Below are 17387 nucleotides of genomic sequence, written 5' to 3'. Positions count from 1 at the left end.
CAGAACTACGCCAGAGCTTTGGTGCGCTGGGTTTCGATGGCATCCAGCAGTTTCTGGTAAGGCGCATTGAATTTTTCGATGCCTTCGTTTTCCAACTGTTGGGTAAGTGCCGCAAGATCGATCCCCGCGTCGGCCAGCCGTTGCAGGGTCTGGGTGGCTTTGTCGAGGTCGTTTTCCAGCCGATCGGCCGCTACACCATGATCGCGGAAGGCAACCAGTGCATCCATTGGGACCGTGTTGACCGTTTTCGGTCCAATGAGCGCTTCCAGGTATTTGACGTCGGAGAACGATGGATCTTTGCTGCCCGTGCTGGCCCATAACAACCGCTGTGGGGTAGCGCCTTTGGCCGCTAATTTGAGGAAACGGTCCCTGTTGAACACCCGTTTGTAAATTTCATAGGCTTTCTTGGCCGAAGCAATGGCCACTTCTCCTTTCAGATCGGCCAACCCTTTTTCGGGGAGCATCGGGTCGATCAGCGTATCGATCCGGCTCAGGAAAAAGCTGGCAACCGAGGCAATTTTATCGATAGGAAGCCCCGCCTGATCCCGCTGTTCGAGGCCCGTCAGGTAAGCGTTGGTTACGGCTTCGTAACGTTCCAGGCTAAACAGCAGCGTTACGTTGATATTCAGGCCTTCCGAGATACAGCGCTGAATGGCGGGCAAGCCTTCGGCCGTTCCGGGAATTTTTATCATCACGTTGTCGCGCTCTACTTTTTTCCAGAGGGTAAGCGCTTGAGCGATAGTCCCCTCGGTGTCTCGGGCCAGAAAAGGGGATACTTCCAGGCTAACGTAGCCATCGGCACCGACCACTTCCTCATCGTTATAAACAGGATCAAAAATATCGGCTGCCCGTTTGATGTCACTGATCGCCAGTTCATAGAAGAGATCTTCATTGCTCAGATTACTCTGGGCCCGTTGGCGAATGTCGTCATCATAATCACTGCTGCTGCTGATCGCTTTTTCGAAGATGGCCGGGTTGGAGGTAATGCCCCGAACACCGTCTTCGTCGATGAGTTTTTGCAGTTCGCCGGTGTTCATGATTTTCCGGTCAATGAAATCGAGCCAGATGCTTTGGTCGAAGTCGTGGATTTGCTTTACGTTGTTCGTTTCCATAAGAAATAGACTTCAGTTGATTTCTAATTGTTTAACATTCGTTGATCTGCAAGCAACATTTAATCGGCCATTAACGTGCCTGACAGCGGCCTTGACCTGAATGGCCGGAAATCGTTGCGTGCGTGTGGCGCTAAAGGTAATAAATGCTGGGATTGACTGCTTATAAGATGAGTTTGCGGCAACTCATTGACCAGGTGAGTAATAAGCCGGTTGCCCTGTATATTTGTGCATCAACGTTTTTCATAATGATCATACGAATGCTAGTCAAACGAGGGCTGCTTTTTGTTTGTTTTCTGCTTCTTTATCCGGGTGATAGCTTCGGTCAGCGAGTTCCCAACCCGACAGACACCAGTTATGTGATGACGCTGCTGAAAAAGGCAGAAGCCATCGAAATGCAACAACCCGAAACGGCTCTCCGTGATTATCGAAAAGCCCTGGCATTTTCCAGTAAGATCGGGTATACGAAAGGCTATTTCGAGAGTATTCGGTTGATAACGTATCTGCTCGATATACTGGGTCATCATGAAGAATCGTACAAGGTAGCCACGCAGGGATTGCAGAAAGCAGAGCGGGATACATCGGAACAGTACCGGAGTATTTGCCACTTTGCCATCGCGCAGTCGGCCAAATGGCAGGGAAAGAACAAAGAGGCCATTCAGCATTTTAAGCAGGCCGCTCCGTTTATGCTAGCCCATAAGAATCGCCGAAAAGCAGCGGCTCTTTACCAGAATCTGGGTCTCATGTATGAATCAGAGAAGCTGTATCCGCAGGCGCTGGCTTATTTCGACCGGGCGCTCGCCAATGATCGGCTGGCCAAAAGTTCCGATTCAGACATCTCGCTGGACTACCAGAGCATGGCTGGTATTTACGTCAAACAAAATCAGCTGAAACGGGGGCTGGCCTATTTCCAAAAAGGGAAAGCCCTGCTCGACCCAATCCGAGACCGGCACATTGTCGCCAGTCTGTACGGGAATATGGCGAACCTGCATAAAGAACTAGTGCATTTTGATTCGTCGCTCTATTATTATCACGAAGCTTTGCAGATGAATAAGCAGTTGAACAATCCGCTTCAGGAACTGCATCTGCTGGCCGGACTGGCCGAAACCTATAACGAACTGAAGCAATATAGCCGGGCAAAATCATTGCTCGATAAAGCCTACGCGCTGGCAAAAGAGCACAACGTTGGCCTGTCCGAATTTCGGAATATTTACCGCGAATACGCGAATGCGAACCTCGGAATGGGCCAGTACAAAGACGCGATTCCGTGGTATGACCGCTACATGCAAACGAAAGATTCGCTCTCGACGCTGGACGCAAAAACCCTTCTGGAAGATTATGAACTAAAGCTCCGCCAGGCCGAAGCGGGTCAGAAACTAGCCGAGAAACAACGGCAGATTAGTCGGCTGGAGCAGGCTCGTCAACGGCAGAATTTATGGCTTTTGATCGCGTCGTTGGTTGGGGTCGTTCTGGTGAGTGGGTTGGTGTTTGCCTATTTGTACTCACGCCAGCGCCAGCGAACAGCCGACAATGCCCTGCTGGCTGCCGAACGCGAACATACGCTGGCAGTGGTGCAATCGGAACTACAGGGTCAGCAGAAAGAACGGCTGCGCATTGCCAAGGAAATGCACGATGATCTGGGTGCTTCTCTGACCGCCATTGGTCTGTTGAGCGAAGTGGCAAAAACACGGATGGGAACGGCCATTATCCCCGAAGTGGAAAAGATTTCGACAATTTCGGCCGATATGGTCGCCAGCATGAATGAGATCATCTGGTCGCTGAATACAAAAAATGATAGCCTCAATGGGCTGATTGCCTATACCCGAGCCTATGCCAGTGAATTTATCGACAATACCAATCTGTCGCTGAAAACGCAGGTAAACGAGTCGCCTAATGAGATTACCATCCGGGGTGCCGACCGCCGGAATGTTTTCCTGACCGTGAAGGAAGCGCTCAATAATGTGGTCAAACACGCGCAGGCAACTCAGGTATCGCTCCTGATTCAACCCGAAACGGACCGCCTGCTGATCGAGGTGAGCGACAATGGGCGCGGCTTTACGCCCACGGAACAGACCCGATGGCGAAATGGACTGGCCAATATGCAGAATCGCATGGCCGAAACGGGCGGAACCTTTTCGATTATCCCCTCCGCGACCGGCACGCTGGTGAAAATCATGTATCCGTACCCACGCATTCCTGCTACCAAAATACTACAAACGTAGTATAGCATCGACGGGAAAAAAAAGTCAATATTGCCGGATGAAAACCTCCATTACGGTAGCAATCGTTGAAGATAAAGAGCCAATCCGGCAATCGCTGGCCATTCTGGTCGATGGTGCCGAAGGGTTTAGTTGTCAGGCCACGTTCGAGAATGCCGAATCGGCACTCGAGTATTTGCCGAGCCATTGCGTCGATGTTGTCCTCATGGATATTGATTTGCCCGGTATGAACGGCATCGACTGTGTTCGGCAGTTAAAAGCGCTTTGCCCCGATATGCAGTTCATGATGTGCACCATGTACGACGAAGACGAAACCGTTTTCGACGCGCTCAAAGCTGGTGCTAATGCGTACATCCTCAAACGAAGCCCACCCCACAAGCTCCTGGAGGCCATTACCGAGCTGCACGAAGGGGGAGCCCCCATGAGCAGTACCATTGCTCGAAAAATTGCTGGTTCGTTTTACACCAACCCGTCGGCGTCCAACGAACTGGATGTGTTGACCTCCCGCGAGCGCGAAATTCTGGACCGGCTGGCGAAAGGTCATAGCCATAAAGAAGTTGCCAACGAGCTGTTTATCAGCCCCACTACCGTGCGTAAGCACATCTTCAATATCTATGAGAAGTTGCAGGTCCATTCCAAAGTAGAGGCCGTCAATAAGTATCTGGGCCGGAAGTAAAAGGCGATGCGTGAAATAGCGGAAAAGGGGACTTTCAGACCTTTTTTTTCGGTTGTTCCTTTAGCAGTTCACGCGTTAAAATCATACAAATGCGGTATTGTCCACCCTGGACCCAGCCGGTAGTTTTGCCTCGGTGATTGACGGTAATCACCATCCAAACTGCCACCTGGTACCTACGTTATGCAAACGCTGACTCCCCGTTCGATTGCTGTTTTCTTCGTTGCTCTACTGACGTTTGTTGGCACAATGTCCTGCCAACGGGCTTCCACCGCTTATCTGGCACCTACCTACCACCCGGCTGCCCAACGGCTGGTGGTCAGTTCGCCTGTCCCACAGCCATCGGCTGACACGTTGTTGACGGCCTCGCTACAGGAAGAGGTGCCGCAGCCAACGAAACCCGTTTGGGCGCTAGCGACAGAGCCCGTTCTCACATCGGTCGATGAATCAGCTATTGGCCAGCCTGCGGTTCGGCATCAGTCTAAGCGGACGCGTTCGGCAAAACCCGCCCCGCCCCAGTGCGATCAGATCGTACTTCGTAATGGCGATGTCATTGAGGCTAAAATAAAGGAAGTGGGCGTCAATGAGATCAAGTATAAAAAGTGTGAACGCCCCGACGGTCCGGACTACACCATTTCCAAGCGCGATGTATTGAGTATCAAATATTCGACCGGCGATGTGGAGCGCTTTAATTCGGCGGCCAACCCATCGAGCAGCAGTTCGTCAGGTGGCCGGACATCGTACAACAGCCCCACCAATTCACAGGATGATGGCCCGCGCACCGATCCCTTCGCCATTGTTGCCATTGCTACGGGCGGACTGGCCATCTTGACCGGTTACGGGGCTTTCCTGTTGGGGGCTGCTGCCATTGTGTTTGGCGCGTTGAGCTTAAGCCGGATTCGCAAGGAACCAGCGCGCTTTAAGGGAAAAGGACTCGCTCTGGGTGGTATGATCGCCGGGCTGGTTTCAGCCGCCGTTATTCTTCTGTACGTATTGTTTTAATCTCAAGTAAACCGGTTGATGTGTAGGTATCAACCGGTTGATTCACGTCTAATCCAGTCAACTGATGAAACATATAGGCATTGCGATTCTATTATTGCTGGCCGTGACCTCGTGTCTGCCCGATAAAATAGGCAAGAAGGACCCTGAGCCAGAATTGGCCGGTATCTATCAAATGACGAGTTTTGATTACAACAATAGACCGGTGATTCCTAACCCGGGTGTGAGCGGCAGTGTGAGCGTCGTAAAAAAAAGTGATACGCAGATTTCGATCTCACTCTCAACGACCTCGAATGGACAGACCGCGAGTGCTGATCTCGGATTGGCAGACATCCGTAAAGCCAGTGGATCAAGTTATGACATCCTTGATGGTAACAACCGCGTCGGTTCCATTGACGGCACTACGTTCTCTCTGGCTTATTCGGACAATACAGGAAGTTTCTCAATAAACGCCAGGAAATAGGCATTCGAATAGTCGATCAGTGGGTTGTTAACTGAAGAATTACAACTGGTTGGCCTTACTGTATGGTATGCACAGGTCGTTATCTAAACTATGTAGTATGAGATCATTCCTGAAAGTCATGGCTCCGGTGTTTGTATTGTTTTTTCATCCGGAGGCCCGTGCACAGATAAGCGTCTACTCTGGTCAACCGCTGTTTAGTTTGCCGGTACTGGTGCTCAACGCCAACCCAACTGCCAGCAAGACCGCTCCGAAAACCGTTCCTACGACCAGCGCCAGTCTGTCCTATGTGCCTACTTCGGCGCTAAAAAAAGCAACCGTAGCCGGATATGTTGAGCGGCTACAGAAAAAGAATCCGGTAGCCTCGCAGGCCATAGCGGCTAATTTTGGGACGGGTAAATACGATTACGGCACGATCTACAGCGGTCTGGTGAAAGGCAACGGCCTCCGCGAGAACGATGCTATTGATGTGATGGCTGCTTATCTGGTCATGGGCTATATGATCGTTCATGACGTGCAGGATGGAAACGCCGTGACCCCCGCCATGGTGCAGGGAGTGCGCACGCAAATTACCCCTCAGCTAATTCAGAACGCTCAGCTAAATGCGCCCGGTGTTGCGGCCCAACTGGGTGAAGAGCTGAAACTTCAGTTCGTTGTTGTACAGGGCGGCTGGCAATCGGCTATCCGGGAGCACACGTTACCCGCTTACCAACAAGGCATTGCGACCATGTATAAAACCCAGTCAGGACTTGATTTGGCTCCGCTACATCTCACCAGCCAGGGCTTCACGACAAGTCGTCAACCGGTGGCTGCAGAGAGCGGCCCGTTAGCGAAACCGTCACCCGCGTTAGCCGTCTCCGGCGTTGAAGGCTGGTTTTTTCGAGCCATCAGCGGCTATCCGGCTGCGGTGACCTTTGAGCCCATCGTCTTATTCAAAAATGGCGATTATTATGAAGTAGGGGAGCAGCCTCTGGAGATGCTCGACGTTGCAAAAACCAAACAAAGCAATCCGGTGGCCTGGGGAACCTGGCAAAAAAAAGGGGAAGTCTACTCGCTTACCAACTCGAAACACCACTCAACGGACTACAAACTGGGGGCTGGAAACTGGTTTCCAGCCTATCCTTACTCCAGTAACTTTCCTCTCAAACGAGCGTATGAGCGAGTCAGTGGTGGAGACTATGGAGCCGGTACCAGCGCCTTATCGGTCACTAAAATTCAGTTTTTAGACGCCACTCACTTTAGTCAGGGGCTAAATGCCGGGATTTCCTCGGGAAATGCGGCTGGCTGGAAGAAGAGTAAGGCATCGGGTACCTACAAACTACAGGGAAATACCCTGGAACTGACGTATGCCGATGGGAAAGTTGTTAAAACGTCGTTCGCTTTAGGAGCCCAGGGCGCTCCACCCAAGCCAACCGTTACGCTTATTTTCATCGGGGGATATGCTTACACCGATACGGACTAGTACTTGGGCAAAGAAAGGACTGTGCGGGTAGTCCGGGCCAAGCCAGAGCTTGGCCATGGAAATAACAAAGGCCAAGCCAGAGATTGGCCCGGACAAAATCTAGTTTAAATCGTTGCCTCCTGCTATCACAAAAGTGCCAGCGATTGACTCATTTGTGACAGCCTGTCTCCGGCAGGTAGCCGACCTTTGACCTATCCAAAACGGATAACCAAATCAATTGTCGACTCCTATGAAAGCCCTCATCAAACCTCTCCTCGTTGCCTTTTCATTAACACTGGCTAGTCTTTCTCCTTCTTGCGCTGACACGACCGGTAGTCCGTCGAAAGCGGATACCGCCGTAGCGGCAGCCTACAAAAGCGGCATGTATACGAATGCCGAAGGCAAACTCAATATCGCGGTTGAAAAACAAATCGGCGGAACCGTCGAGATTCGGATGACCAACAGCGCCGGAAAAGAACTCTTTGCCCAACGGGTTGGGAAACGCCAGAAACTGGCTCGCCTGCGGGTAGATGTAAGTGCCCTGCCCGATGGCGTTTATGAAGTGGCCATCAGCAATGGCGTCGATACGACGGTGCACCAGTTTACGCTCGCCACGCAGCAGCCAGGTTTACCAACCCGACAAATCGCTCTAAATTAGAAAGGGCCTGATCTGTCTACAGGACTGCCTGCAGAGGCTGATTTACCAAAGGAGGCCGTCTCGTAAGCGGTTCAGATGGCTTTCCTTTCGTACCTTAGCGACTAGTATACTACCAACCCATGAAGACCAAAATACTCCTGGTAGATGACGAGGTCGATCTGGAAGCTCTCTTTCGGCAACGTTTCCGCCAATCGATTCAGAATGGCACCTACGAGTTTGTTTTTGCCCAGGATGGCCGACAGGCCCTGCGGATGCTGGAAGAACAGCCCGATATCGATCTTTTATTGAGCGATATCAATATGCCCGGCATGGATGGCCTTACCTTGCTGGACCAGCTTCAGCACATCAATCCGATGGTGCGTACGGTGATGATTACCGCCTATGGCGATATGACTACGATTCGGACGGCTATGAATCGGGGTGCGTTCGATTTTATTACCAAACCCATCAACTTCGAGGATCTCGAAGCGACCATCCAGAAAACCAGTCGTTACGTTCACCAGTTGCGCGAAACGCAGGAATTAAAGGCCGTCGATTCGATGAAAACGCGGTTTTTTACCAACATCACGCACGAGTTACGGTCTCCTTTGTCGCTCATCATTTCTCCGGTAGACAAGCTGCTGGAAACCCCGGATTTATCGGTGCCCCTTCAGCAGCAGTTGCTTACGGTTCGGCGCAATGCCCGGCAAATTCTGCGTCTGCTCAACCAGTTGCTGGCCATCAACCAACTCGAAGCCCGGCAGGTAGAACTGGTCGAGCAAGTGGGCGACTTACCCGACTTTGTCAGCCAACTGGTCGACTTATTTAAGCCGTCGGCGGATATCAAGCAACTGGCGCTGGTCTACCAAACGGATATGCCTACAGGCTATTACCGGTTCGATGCAGGCAAATGGGAAATGATTCTCGCCAATTTACTGACCAACGCGATCCAGTTCACCCCTACCGGCACCATTACCGTTTCGCTGCACCAGACGCCGACGGGTGCCCGTTTGTCTGTACGGGATACGGGCATTGGGATAACGGCGCATAAACTTCCTCACGTCTTCGATCGCTATTACGAAGGTGATAATCAGCGCATTCGGGCCAACGATAGTACGGGTATCAGTCTGTCGCTGGTGCGCGAACTTACCCAGCGGCTGGGCGGCCAGATAACCGTCCAGAGCCAGGTCGATGGTCCCCCGGGCACGTCGGGTACGGAGTTTGTGCTGGAGTTACCCCTTCAGCGGCCAAATGAGAATGAGACAGCTCCGGTGGTCGAATCTCCGTCGGTACTCGTCGACTTACCGACACTCCCGGCAAGTGGTCAATCAGCGACTCCATCGGGCGTGGCCGAATCGCCACCACTGGTTCTGGTAATCGAAGACAACCCCGAACTGCGGGAATTTATGGTGGCTGAGCTGGCTACCACGTACCGGGTACGGTCGGCGGCTAACGGCTACGATGGGTGGGTGCTGGCCAAAGAGGAACTGCCGTCGATCATTATTACGGATCTGATGATGCCCCGTCTGGATGGTTACGCGCTGATTGAGCGCCTGAAAGCCGACCCCGTTACCGATCATATTCCGCTGGTGCTGTTATCGGGCAGCGCGGGTGACGCTCACCGGCTGAAGGGCCTGGCGCTCGGGGCCGACGACTATTTAACAAAACCGTTTCATCTGGACGAACTCCGGTTGCGGTTACGTAACTTATTGAGTCGGCAGCAGCGCCTGCAGGAGCATTACCGCCAGCAATTGGCTCAGCCCGATAGCACGACACCGTTGCAAACGGTTAGCGACCAGTTTCTGCGCAAGTTGTACACGCTGATCGAAGCACACCTGGACGACTCGACGCTGAGCGTCGAATGGCTGGCCGATGAGCTGGCGATGAGCCGCAAAGCGCTTTATCTGAAGGTGCATAACCTGACGCATCTATCGCCGGTTGAGTTGATCCGCCAATATCGCTTACGCAAAGCGATCGACCTGTTGCGGTTAGGACACAGCGCAGCCGAGACGGCCTATCTGGTGGGTTTCGAGACGCCGTCGTATTTTACCAAAGTCTTCCGGGAGTTTTATAAACAAACCCCGTCGGCTTATGTCAAGGGGTAGGATTCTTTAGGCGAGTACCGGCCTTGTAACGGGCATGACTGCTAACTTTAGGCTCTCATCAAGAAACTCTTAACTTCATAGTCATGACTTATTTTAGAGCAGAGATTGTCGCATTAAGTTTTCTTGTCTGGGTATCATGTACCCAACTGAGTCCAGATCGTAAGCTGGCGCTTCAAGTGACTAATAAAGGCCAAGAAAATATCGACTTTCTGACTGTTTCAACAACAAATGGGCAAGGTAGAACAGCTAGTTCCTCTATTCCTAAAGAGGCTACTGTTAATGTAGATCTTGAATTTGGCAAAGTGGATAAGACCGACGGCAGCTATCAACTACGCTACAAATTTTCTAATTCAGCTGATACACTGGTTGAAGAATTTGGGTATTACACAAATGGATACCCACTGGAGAAGACCTTAATTTTAAACGTGTACACTGATTCTATTTCAGTAGATATAATTCCACGTGGCTCTTATTAACCATTTTTGGAGACGGCACGAACAACACGACTGGGCATAGGAGGGAATTTTATGACCATCGGCTAACTCAACCACGTATAAAGTTCTAGGCATAAAAAAGCTCCGTGGAGATTATCCACGGAGCTAAAAAAGCGTAACACCTATAAAACGTAGCTGAAACAGGTTTATTGTTTGGCCTGAAACAGGAGCAGCGTTATTTGTCACTTTTATTTCTGGCGAAAGCCTAGCCAGCCGGATACGGTTCCAGTTGGGTACTTATAGCGATGCGATTCCAGGCGTTTATCGTCACAATGGCCATAATGAGCTGGGAAAGGTAGGTCTCATTGAAGATGGCTCTGGCACGTTGATAGGTGTTGTCGGCTACGCCATTTTTCTGGATTAACGTGATCTCTTCCGTTAGCGCCAAAATAGCTTTCTCCTCATCGGTAAATAATCGGGTTTCTTTCCAGGCGTTCAGCAGGAAGATTCGTTCCGCGGTTTCTCCGGCTTTCAGGGCATCTTTTGTGTGCATCGCCAGGCAGAAGGCACAGCCGTTTATCTGTGAAGCCCTGATCTTGATAAGTTCCTTATGGGTCTTGGTTAATTGGCTGGTCTGCAAATAACCTTCTAAAGTATACATGGCTTTATAGGCCTGTGGTTCAATTGTTTGGATGTCGATTCGCTTTTCCATTCTGTTCGCTGTTGATCGTGAGAAATAATGTCGTTTGGTATCAATTTTTGATACGACAAAGGTCGAAAGCGCAGAAGCGAAAAAACTTAAACCAGTTTAAGAACGCTTTTTTCTGATCTCACTCAGATACTCAGGGGTGAAGCCCAGGAAGGAAGCCAGCAGGTATTGGGGAACGCGCTGGGTGAAGTCCGGGAAGTTTTTTATGAAGTGGAGATAAAGATCCTCCCGCGAAAAATCGTACAAATACTTTGTCCGTAATTGAGAAGCCGCATACGCCCGCTGGTAGATCAGCCGGAAATAGCGTTCCATCTGGGGAAATTGGGCCAGCAGTTGCTCCTGTTTCTGGAAGTCAATGACTAATACATCGGCCGGTTCGACCGCCTGAATGGTAAAGTCCGTACGTTTCTGGTTTTGAAAAGCCATGTAATCCGTTAACCACCAGTTCTCGATAGCAAACTGGGTCGTTTGCTCCGTTCCTTTTTCGTTCAGGAAAAATAGTCGTAAGCAGCCTTTCAAAACAAAATAATGGGAGGTGCACGGCTGTCCGGCTTCCAGCAGATTCTCCTTCCTGCTGACGTGCACAGGCCGAAAATAGCCTAGAATCGACGATTCATCGGCTAACTGGATGTTTACATTTTTCCTGATGTGCTGAATCAACTGCTCTGACATGTGTTTCCCGAAATTTGCTTTGGGTCGATGGGTTGGTCATTTATAAACGAATCTCTACTGCGGGTAAGTCGACCGGTATGTTCGGCTAGTTGCGTTCATAGGTGAGTAGCTCTTCATAAGGATTTGATTGAAAACCAAGCAGTTTGCCAAAGGCGGGTTCCGTTTTATAGCCCTGTCGTTTAAGGTCGATGACCTGTTGCCGGAAAACCTCGCCACGTTCCGTAAGTAACTTATGTTCGATGAGCATGTGCCGGTAAGCCATTTGCTGCCGGGTGGGGATAGGCTGCCCAAAAATTTCGATCTCTACCGTATCAATCCTGAAGTTAGCCACCACACAGTCGGTGCCTGCCAGTGAATAGTCGCGAATACGGAATCCCGTTTGCTGGTGAAATGAATCGAGGATGGTCGTATAAAATGGTTGTTTCTCGTCCCAGCAACAAATAATATCAAGGTCACTGGTGTCAATGGCAATGTCTATAGGAATGGTACCCACCAGAATAGGGGTAAACCGGTCTAGCTTGTCCATTACTTTATGGTGTGTCAGAATCCAATACGCTTGTTTTTGACGAGCGTTTCCAGCTTTCAGGTAATCCAGTGTGTCGAAGTGTGTCGTCATCGTAAAATGGAAATCATATCGACGAGGTCCTGCAAAAATAACCGAAGTACGTCTTTATACTGCACATTGTCGTATGGAGTACCATCTTATGCATCCTTTTTGCCATATTGTCTTTTTTATTAAAATCGATGACGGGCACCCATACAGGGAGGCTCATGCTGAATGTTCACTTGATGGTTAACCGTATAATGTAGCTTCGAAAATGAGAAAAAGTCAATTAACTATAGCCGCCCTGGGCCTGTCGCTCATCTCGCTGGTGGCTTCGGCGCAGACAACTGAACCGGCCCTCATGGCCTATTATCAGGTCAAAGATGCCTTAGTGGCCACAGATGCGGCCAAAGCCAAAACAGGTGCAGCGGCCCTGGTCGCAGCGCTGGGGAAGGTCGATGCGGCCAAATTGACGGCGGTCGATAAGAAGGCGCTGGCTACGGCTAAAACCAACGCTATGGCCATTGGCAAAAGCACCAGTGTGGATGCGCAACGCAAACAGTTTGAAGGCCTTTCGTCCAGCATGATTGCCCTGGCTAAAGCAACTAAACCCGCTAAAACCTACGTGCAGTTCTGCCCGATGGCCGCCGAAGGAAAAGGAGCGTCGTGGCTCAGCAACAAGCGTGAAGTCCGGAATCCTTATTATGGCGATAAAATGCTGAAGTGCGGATCGGTGAAAGAGGAAATCTAAGCGTCGGTGAACCGGGAGACAACTCGTCCAGGGTCTGCGTGTTTTGCTGTCTGGTCGGGCTGTACTTACCTAATGAATCAGGTTCAGCGTTGTTTAAGCGTAATTTCTTAGTTCATTTTACCCCTGAAGGGGACTTTAGGGGTAAAATGAACTAAGAACAATCTTGGTGATGCACCCTAATAACTTTATTGCTAGGGTGCAAACGGAGCACAGTGGCCGCTGTACAAACTATAAAATTTTTGGATTAGGAGACTCTGGCGTAACCGTTTTCGGTAGACTGAGTCAACATAGAATGAAATGGCCCAAATTTACCCAGTCCTCACCCAATGAAAAGTATAACTTCTCCTATAAAGCAGGCGATGTCCGGCTGATACGCGCCTTAATTGGCGTTGGCCTGTTATTCGTTGTGGCGTTCTTAGGGGTGTTTTTTCAGCCCCAGAACCGAGGCTATCCCTGGCTATTTGGTTTGCTAACGGTGTCTGTACTGTTTCGCATTCTGCGGCTCCTGCACGAGTGGTATCATTACTGGAACGTGGTGCCGCCCGTCCCACCGGTCGTGACCCGAAGCTGGTCGGTGGATGTACTGACGACCTATTGCCCCGGTGAGCCACCCGAGATGGTTATTAATACCCTGGAAGCTATCGGACGGATCACCTATCCGCATACGACTTACCTCTGTGATGAGGCCAACGATCCCTACCTCAAACAGGTTTGCGCCCAACTGGGCGTCGTGCACGTTACCCGTACCGATAAGACCGATGCAAAAGCCGGGAACATCAATAATGCCTTGAGGCAGGCAACAGGCGAAATTTGCCTGGTCATTGATCCCGACCATGTGCCTGTCCCTGACTTCCTAGACCATGTATTGCCCTACTTCGACAACCCTGATCTGGGATTCGTCCAGTGCGTACAGGGTTATTATAATCAGAAAGAAAGCGTTGTTGCGTTTGGAGCAGCCGAACAAACCTACAGCTTCTATGGCCCGATGATGACCTGCATGGGCCGCTTTGGAACGGCGCAGGCCATTGGCGCAAACTGCACCTTCCGGCGGAAAGCACTGGATTCGATTGGCGGTCATGCCAATGGGCTATCGGAAGATATGCACACGGCAATGAAGCTGCATGCAAAAGGATGGCAGTCGGTTTATGTGCCACTGACGCTGTCCTACGGGTTAGTCCCCGCCACGCTGTCGGCCTATTACAAACAGCAACTCAAATGGTCGCGCGGTACGTTCGAGCTATTGGTGACTACCTTGCCCAGGGTGTTCAAGGGCCTGACCTGGCGACAGAAGCTGCATTACACAACACTGCCCTTATACTACCTGCTGGGAATGGTTCAGCTTTTCGACCTGCTCATTCCGATTCTGTCTCTGCTGACCATGCTGCTGCCGTTGCAACTGGATCTGCTCCGGTTCGCCACGGTCTATATTCCGCTGTTGTTAACGGGTTTTCTGATCCGGCAATACGCACAACGGTGGCTTATCGAGCGCCACGAGGCCGGGTTTCACCTTGTTGGCGGCATACTGGCCAGTGGGACGTGGTGGGTGTATTTGCTGGGCTTTATTTACACGATATTCCGGGTAAAAGTGCCGTACATCCCGACGCCTAAAGACGACCGGCCCCGCAATAATTTTTGGCTCATTCTACCCAATCTCCTTTTTGTACTGGCGACTCTCGGGGCCATCAGCTACAGCATTTACTGGTATGGCCGCTTTGCGCTCTACAATATTTACTTTCAGATGATGCTGGGGTTTGGGGTGTTAAACATGCTGATTCTGACGCTTAACATAGTGGCGGGTCAGGAGAAAATGTTGCTTCAACTGGCCAACTGGCTCACCCGGCCGTCGGGTCATTCGGCCCAGATCGGGCGGATGCGCCGAATGGCCTGGGTTGTTCGGTATGGACTGTATGGCTGGCTCCAGCGCCGAGCGATTCCCTTGTTTGCCGGAATGGTGCTGCTGGCCCTGAGCCTGTTGTTTTTTACATATCGTATCAAAACCAATGAGTTGCCTGCTGACCTGCGCTTTGCCAATACGCAGCCTTTTTATGTGGGTCTAACCAGCCCGTCGTCCGCTCAACTCGCTCTTCCCGCGTCCATTACACCGATAACGCCCTATTCTGTCGACTGGTCGATGGCGTCTAACTCGTCCATTAGTTTCCCGCCCAGGACCGTGGATGGGCAACTGCCGCTGCTGTACATCAGCGTGAGCGGACAGCCAGAGATGACCGAGAGCCATGTGAAGACATTTTTGAAAAGCATCGTGCGTGGGGAGCGCGACGAAGCGTTGCGGACCTGGGCTCAACATGTCCGGCAGATGCAGCGTCCGGTGCTGATCAGTTTTTTGCCGGAGTTCGACAATCCGGCTCAAGCCTATGGGTTGCAGCAGGAAGCCAGCCTGATCGTGTACCGACAAGCGTGGCAACACATCGTCGGGTTGTGTCGGCAACAGCAGGCGCAAAATATTACCTGGGTTTGGTGCCCCACGCAGCCGTCAACCGTGGTGACTTACTATCCGGGCACGGCCTATGTCGATTGGCTGGGCTTCGCCGTCGTGAATAATCCGGCTATGGCCGCCGATCATAAAGAACATTCGTTTGCGGCCCTGTTTCAACTTCCCCACACCACGGTTCGTTCGCACGTTGCCTACAGTATTCGGCAGAAACCGATTCTGATTACCCGCCTGGAATCGGTAACGGATCACACCCCTAACCGGCAATGGACAGTCGACGCGCTGGAACTGATGAAGGAGCGCTATCCGACAATTCGGGGTGTCGTCTTCTCGAAACCCAGCGACCTACAGGCTGTGCCCGCTACCTGGCTGGCCGTACATCAGCCAGTTGGGCATTAGTCGTCGGTTAGTTTAGAGTCGGCTGGTGATGTACCCACGACCTCAAACGAAAAATTGGCGGTGGCTACGTGTTGATGAGTGTCATATACGTTCACAAACAACCGGTATGCACCCGGCTTTTCGGGTAAGCGGAAGCGCACGGTTCGGGTGTCGGAGCGCTCCAGCAGACCCTGTAGGGCGGGCCGGGGAACACCTACAAAATCGGCGCCGGGTTGCGCGTGTGGTTTAATTTCCCAGGAGAACGTGAGCGGATCGCCTTCCGGATCCTGAACCCGGATTTCAGCCTGATGCAGCGCCGACGATGATGCGTAGGAATGGTTCGCCATTTGTTTGCCATCGATGAACAGGCCCTCAACCACGGGGGCCAGATTGGCTGGTTTTTTACCCGACCAGAGCTCCTGCATTAACCCCACGAGCGGTGTCTGACGGCCCTGCTCATCGAACAGGCTGAACCAGGTGTGTGTTTCCTCCTGTTTTTGCCCCCAGTAGAAAAGATAGGACCCGAAGCAGTTGGGGGGCCGCGAACCTATGAATCGTTGATAGAAAGGGCGGACAAATTCAACTTTCTGCCGGCTGTCGGGCTCGTCGGGCGCCCCCCAGGCCGATGTGGTTGTTTCCCAGTAGGCCTGTGCGCCATATTCGGAGATCAGGTAAGGTTTGTTCCAGCCGCCTTTTTGGAAGAATTCACCCAGTTTTTCCGTCAGGGCGTAGGAGTTCACGCCTAGGATGTCTACATCGGTACACCGCCTGCTGACCAGCCAGATGGCCCGTTTGCTATCGGGCGAAATAACCGTGGAGACCGGATGACCCGGATCGAGCTGGTGCACGAGCATCGACAGGCGGTTGACCTCGTCATAGACCTTAAAGTTTTTGGCTTCCTGCGCCCATTCATTGCCTACGCACCAAAGCAACAGGGCCGGGTGGTTTCGGTATTTCAGAATGGTTTTGCGGATGCGCTCATATTGTCGTTCTACGGCGTCGTGGTCATCATAATCAAAGCCTTCGATTTCCCGCTCAACCCACAGCCCGAACATGACCGTCAAGCCTAATGACTGCGCTTCGTCCAGAATGCGACCGGCGTCAATATCGTCCCATACCCGGATGGAGTTGCCTCCGCACGCGTTGAGCTCATCAAAATGACTGACTCCTCCAGCGCCTTTAATGAAGTAGGGTTTGCCGTAGCGAAGCAACTGGTAAGATGTACCATCGAAGCGAATCGCCGTTGGGGCCGCCAGGTTGGTCGATAAAGGTCGTTTCTGCTGCGTGTCCTGGCAACTGCACAGGCTCCAGAGTCCTGTGATCAGAAACCATTTTAGAAAAAATAGTGGTCGGTGTGAATAGGCCGTCATCATATAATGATGACCAGTTAACGGCCATTGGTCACTTTACTTACAGAAATTTTGTGAGCGACTGGCCGGTGACACGGGCTTTTGACCGGAGGCTATACGATTACCTGCGACAACGTTAAATCGTTTCAATAAACGAAACGCTTTCAGGCACAGATGCGAACCCGCGACAGCCGGATATCCGACCTGTTCAGTTGACGTTGCATTTCCGTAAACACCCAATCAATCGCTTCGTCCGGATCGGTAGCGGCAACGGATAGATCTTCATCGAGACGAAGATTCTGTTTCATTTCATCCAGTACATCGAATACGACCCGGATTAACTGTTTCTTTCTAGTAGCCATAGTAAATGAATAGGGTAGGCGGAAGGTTCAAGTAGTCTGTTGACCCTGCTCAGCAGTTGTTTATGGCTCAAAAATAACACCTAACTATTGTAGTTG

Annotated in this window: 16 protein-coding genes; 10 read left to right on the top strand and 6 right to left on the bottom strand. The window is 51.4% G+C overall.

Annotated features, from left to right (window positions below):
• Positions 1-5: 5 nt before the first annotated feature.
• On the bottom strand, positions 6-1112 hold the full coding sequence (gene tal / locus ACYVAM_RS20545) for a transaldolase (protein WP_461070464.1): 1107 nt from the start codon (positions 1110-1112) through the stop codon (positions 6-8).
• A 257-nt stretch (positions 1113-1369) separates the two neighbouring features.
• On the opposite strand from tal, the gene ACYVAM_RS20540 reads away from it, so the two are divergent.
• The 8 genes from ACYVAM_RS20540 to ACYVAM_RS20505 all read left to right on the top strand — a co-directional run bounded on the left by ACYVAM_RS20540 (position 1370) and on the right by ACYVAM_RS20505 (position 10119).
• A complete protein-coding gene (locus tag ACYVAM_RS20540; RefSeq protein WP_461070462.1) occupies positions 1370-3331 on the top strand; it encodes a tetratricopeptide repeat-containing sensor histidine kinase in 1962 nt (653 codons plus the stop codon).
• Positions 3332-3368: 37 nt separating this feature from the next.
• Positions 3369-4004: a response regulator gene (locus tag ACYVAM_RS20535; protein WP_461070460.1), complete on the top strand. Its 636-nt coding sequence runs from the start codon at positions 3369-3371 to the stop codon at positions 4002-4004.
• A gap of 180 nt (positions 4005-4184) precedes the next feature.
• Positions 4185-5003 carry a DUF4190 domain-containing protein gene (locus ACYVAM_RS20530; RefSeq protein WP_461070458.1) on the top strand — a complete coding sequence of 273 codons (819 nt, stop codon included), beginning with the start codon at positions 4185-4187 and terminating at the stop codon, positions 5001-5003.
• A 64-nt stretch (positions 5004-5067) separates the two neighbouring features.
• Positions 5068-5463: a hypothetical protein gene (locus ACYVAM_RS20525; RefSeq protein WP_461070456.1), complete on the top strand. Its 396-nt coding sequence runs from the start codon at positions 5068-5070 to the stop codon at positions 5461-5463.
• 97 nt (positions 5464-5560) lie between these two features.
• Entirely contained in the window at positions 5561-6922 is a 1362-nt protein-coding gene (locus ACYVAM_RS20520) for a hypothetical protein (protein WP_461070454.1), read from the top strand.
• A 229-nt stretch (positions 6923-7151) separates the two neighbouring features.
• Positions 7152-7559: a hypothetical protein gene (locus ACYVAM_RS20515; protein ID WP_461070452.1), complete on the top strand. Its 408-nt coding sequence runs from the start codon at positions 7152-7154 to the stop codon at positions 7557-7559.
• A 119-nt stretch (positions 7560-7678) separates the two neighbouring features.
• Entirely contained in the window at positions 7679-9643 is a 1965-nt protein-coding gene (locus ACYVAM_RS20510) for a hybrid sensor histidine kinase/response regulator transcription factor (RefSeq protein WP_461070450.1), read from the top strand.
• 83 nt (positions 9644-9726) lie between these two features.
• On the top strand, positions 9727-10119 hold the full coding sequence (locus ACYVAM_RS20505) for a hypothetical protein (RefSeq protein ID WP_461070448.1): 393 nt from the start codon (positions 9727-9729) through the stop codon (positions 10117-10119).
• A gap of 223 nt (positions 10120-10342) precedes the next feature.
• Here the strand turns inward: ACYVAM_RS20505 and ACYVAM_RS20500 are convergent, their stop codons facing one another.
• From ACYVAM_RS20500 to ACYVAM_RS20490, 3 genes are all read right to left on the bottom strand, one after another.
• The gene (locus ACYVAM_RS20500) at positions 10343-10789 is read right to left on the bottom strand and encodes a carboxymuconolactone decarboxylase family protein (RefSeq protein WP_461070446.1); all 447 of its coding nucleotides are present in this window, start codon (positions 10787-10789) and stop codon (positions 10343-10345) included.
• Between the two features lie 96 nt (positions 10790-10885).
• Entirely contained in the window at positions 10886-11458 is a 573-nt protein-coding gene (locus tag ACYVAM_RS20495) for a Crp/Fnr family transcriptional regulator (RefSeq protein WP_461070444.1), read from the bottom strand.
• A gap of 85 nt (positions 11459-11543) precedes the next feature.
• Positions 11544-12074: a DUF4269 domain-containing protein gene (locus ACYVAM_RS20490; protein WP_461070442.1), complete on the bottom strand. Its 531-nt coding sequence runs from the start codon at positions 12072-12074 to the stop codon at positions 11544-11546.
• A gap of 202 nt (positions 12075-12276) precedes the next feature.
• Here ACYVAM_RS20490 and ACYVAM_RS20485 point away from each other — a divergent pair, with 202 nt between their 5' ends.
• Both ACYVAM_RS20485 and ACYVAM_RS20480 read left to right on the top strand, forming a co-directional pair.
• Positions 12277-12753, top strand: coding sequence for a DUF3347 domain-containing protein (locus ACYVAM_RS20485; protein ID WP_461070440.1), 477 nt, complete (start codon positions 12277-12279; stop codon positions 12751-12753).
• Positions 12754-13045: 292 nt separating this feature from the next.
• A complete protein-coding gene (locus tag ACYVAM_RS20480; RefSeq protein ID WP_461070438.1) occupies positions 13046-15601 on the top strand; it encodes a glycosyltransferase in 2556 nt (851 codons plus the stop codon).
• Here the strand turns inward: ACYVAM_RS20480 and ACYVAM_RS20475 are convergent.
• The gene (locus ACYVAM_RS20475) at positions 15598-16953 is read right to left on the bottom strand and encodes a glycoside hydrolase family 2 TIM barrel-domain containing protein (protein ID WP_461070436.1); all 1356 of its coding nucleotides are present in this window, start codon (positions 16951-16953) and stop codon (positions 15598-15600) included. The genes ACYVAM_RS20480 and ACYVAM_RS20475 overlap by 4 nt on opposite strands.
• A gap of 140 nt (positions 16954-17093) precedes the next feature.
• Complete coding sequence (locus ACYVAM_RS20470) at positions 17094-17291, bottom strand: hypothetical protein (RefSeq protein WP_461070434.1); 198 nt, start codon at positions 17289-17291, stop codon at positions 17094-17096.
• Positions 17292-17387: the final 96 nt, after the last annotated feature.

The organism is Spirosoma horti (genome assembly GCF_054776595.1).
The sequence above is the reverse complement of the archived record's forward strand: the minus strand, read 5'-3'. Positions and strand labels throughout refer to the sequence as shown.

Bases quoted from the DNA above. Each gene is read 5' to 3' on its own strand.
- ACYVAM_RS20495 (WP_461070444.1), bottom strand. From the start codon at position 11,458: ATGTCAGAGCAGTTGATTCAGCACATCAGGAAAAATGTAAACATCCAG.
- ACYVAM_RS20485 (WP_461070440.1), top strand. From the start codon at position 12,277: ATGAGAAAAAGTCAATTAACTATAGCCGCCCTGGGCCTGTCGCTCATC.
- ACYVAM_RS20515 (WP_461070452.1), top strand. From the start codon at position 7,152: ATGAAAGCCCTCATCAAACCTCTCCTCGTTGCCTTTTCATTAACACTG.
- tal (WP_461070464.1), bottom strand. From the start codon at position 1,112: ATGGAAACGAACAACGTAAAGCAAATCCACGACTTCGACCAAAGCATC.
- ACYVAM_RS20540 (WP_461070462.1), top strand. From the start codon at position 1,370: ATGCTAGTCAAACGAGGGCTGCTTTTTGTTTGTTTTCTGCTTCTTTAT.
- ACYVAM_RS20535 (WP_461070460.1), top strand. From the start codon at position 3,369: ATGAAAACCTCCATTACGGTAGCAATCGTTGAAGATAAAGAGCCAATC.
- ACYVAM_RS20505 (WP_461070448.1), top strand. From the start codon at position 9,727: ATGACTTATTTTAGAGCAGAGATTGTCGCATTAAGTTTTCTTGTCTGG.
- ACYVAM_RS20530 (WP_461070458.1), top strand. From the start codon at position 4,185: ATGCAAACGCTGACTCCCCGTTCGATTGCTGTTTTCTTCGTTGCTCTA.
- ACYVAM_RS20525 (WP_461070456.1), top strand. From the start codon at position 5,068: ATGAAACATATAGGCATTGCGATTCTATTATTGCTGGCCGTGACCTCG.
- ACYVAM_RS20510 (WP_461070450.1), top strand. From the start codon at position 7,679: ATGAAGACCAAAATACTCCTGGTAGATGACGAGGTCGATCTGGAAGCT.
- ACYVAM_RS20475 (WP_461070436.1), bottom strand. From the start codon at position 16,953: ATGATGACGGCCTATTCACACCGACCACTATTTTTTCTAAAATGGTTT.
- ACYVAM_RS20470 (WP_461070434.1), bottom strand. From the start codon at position 17,291: ATGGCTACTAGAAAGAAACAGTTAATCCGGGTCGTATTCGATGTACTG.
- ACYVAM_RS20490 (WP_461070442.1), bottom strand. From the start codon at position 12,074: ATGACGACACACTTCGACACACTGGATTACCTGAAAGCTGGAAACGCT.
- ACYVAM_RS20480 (WP_461070438.1), top strand. From the start codon at position 13,046: ATGAAATGGCCCAAATTTACCCAGTCCTCACCCAATGAAAAGTATAAC.
- ACYVAM_RS20520 (WP_461070454.1), top strand. From the start codon at position 5,561: ATGAGATCATTCCTGAAAGTCATGGCTCCGGTGTTTGTATTGTTTTTT.
- ACYVAM_RS20500 (WP_461070446.1), bottom strand. From the start codon at position 10,789: ATGGAAAAGCGAATCGACATCCAAACAATTGAACCACAGGCCTATAAA.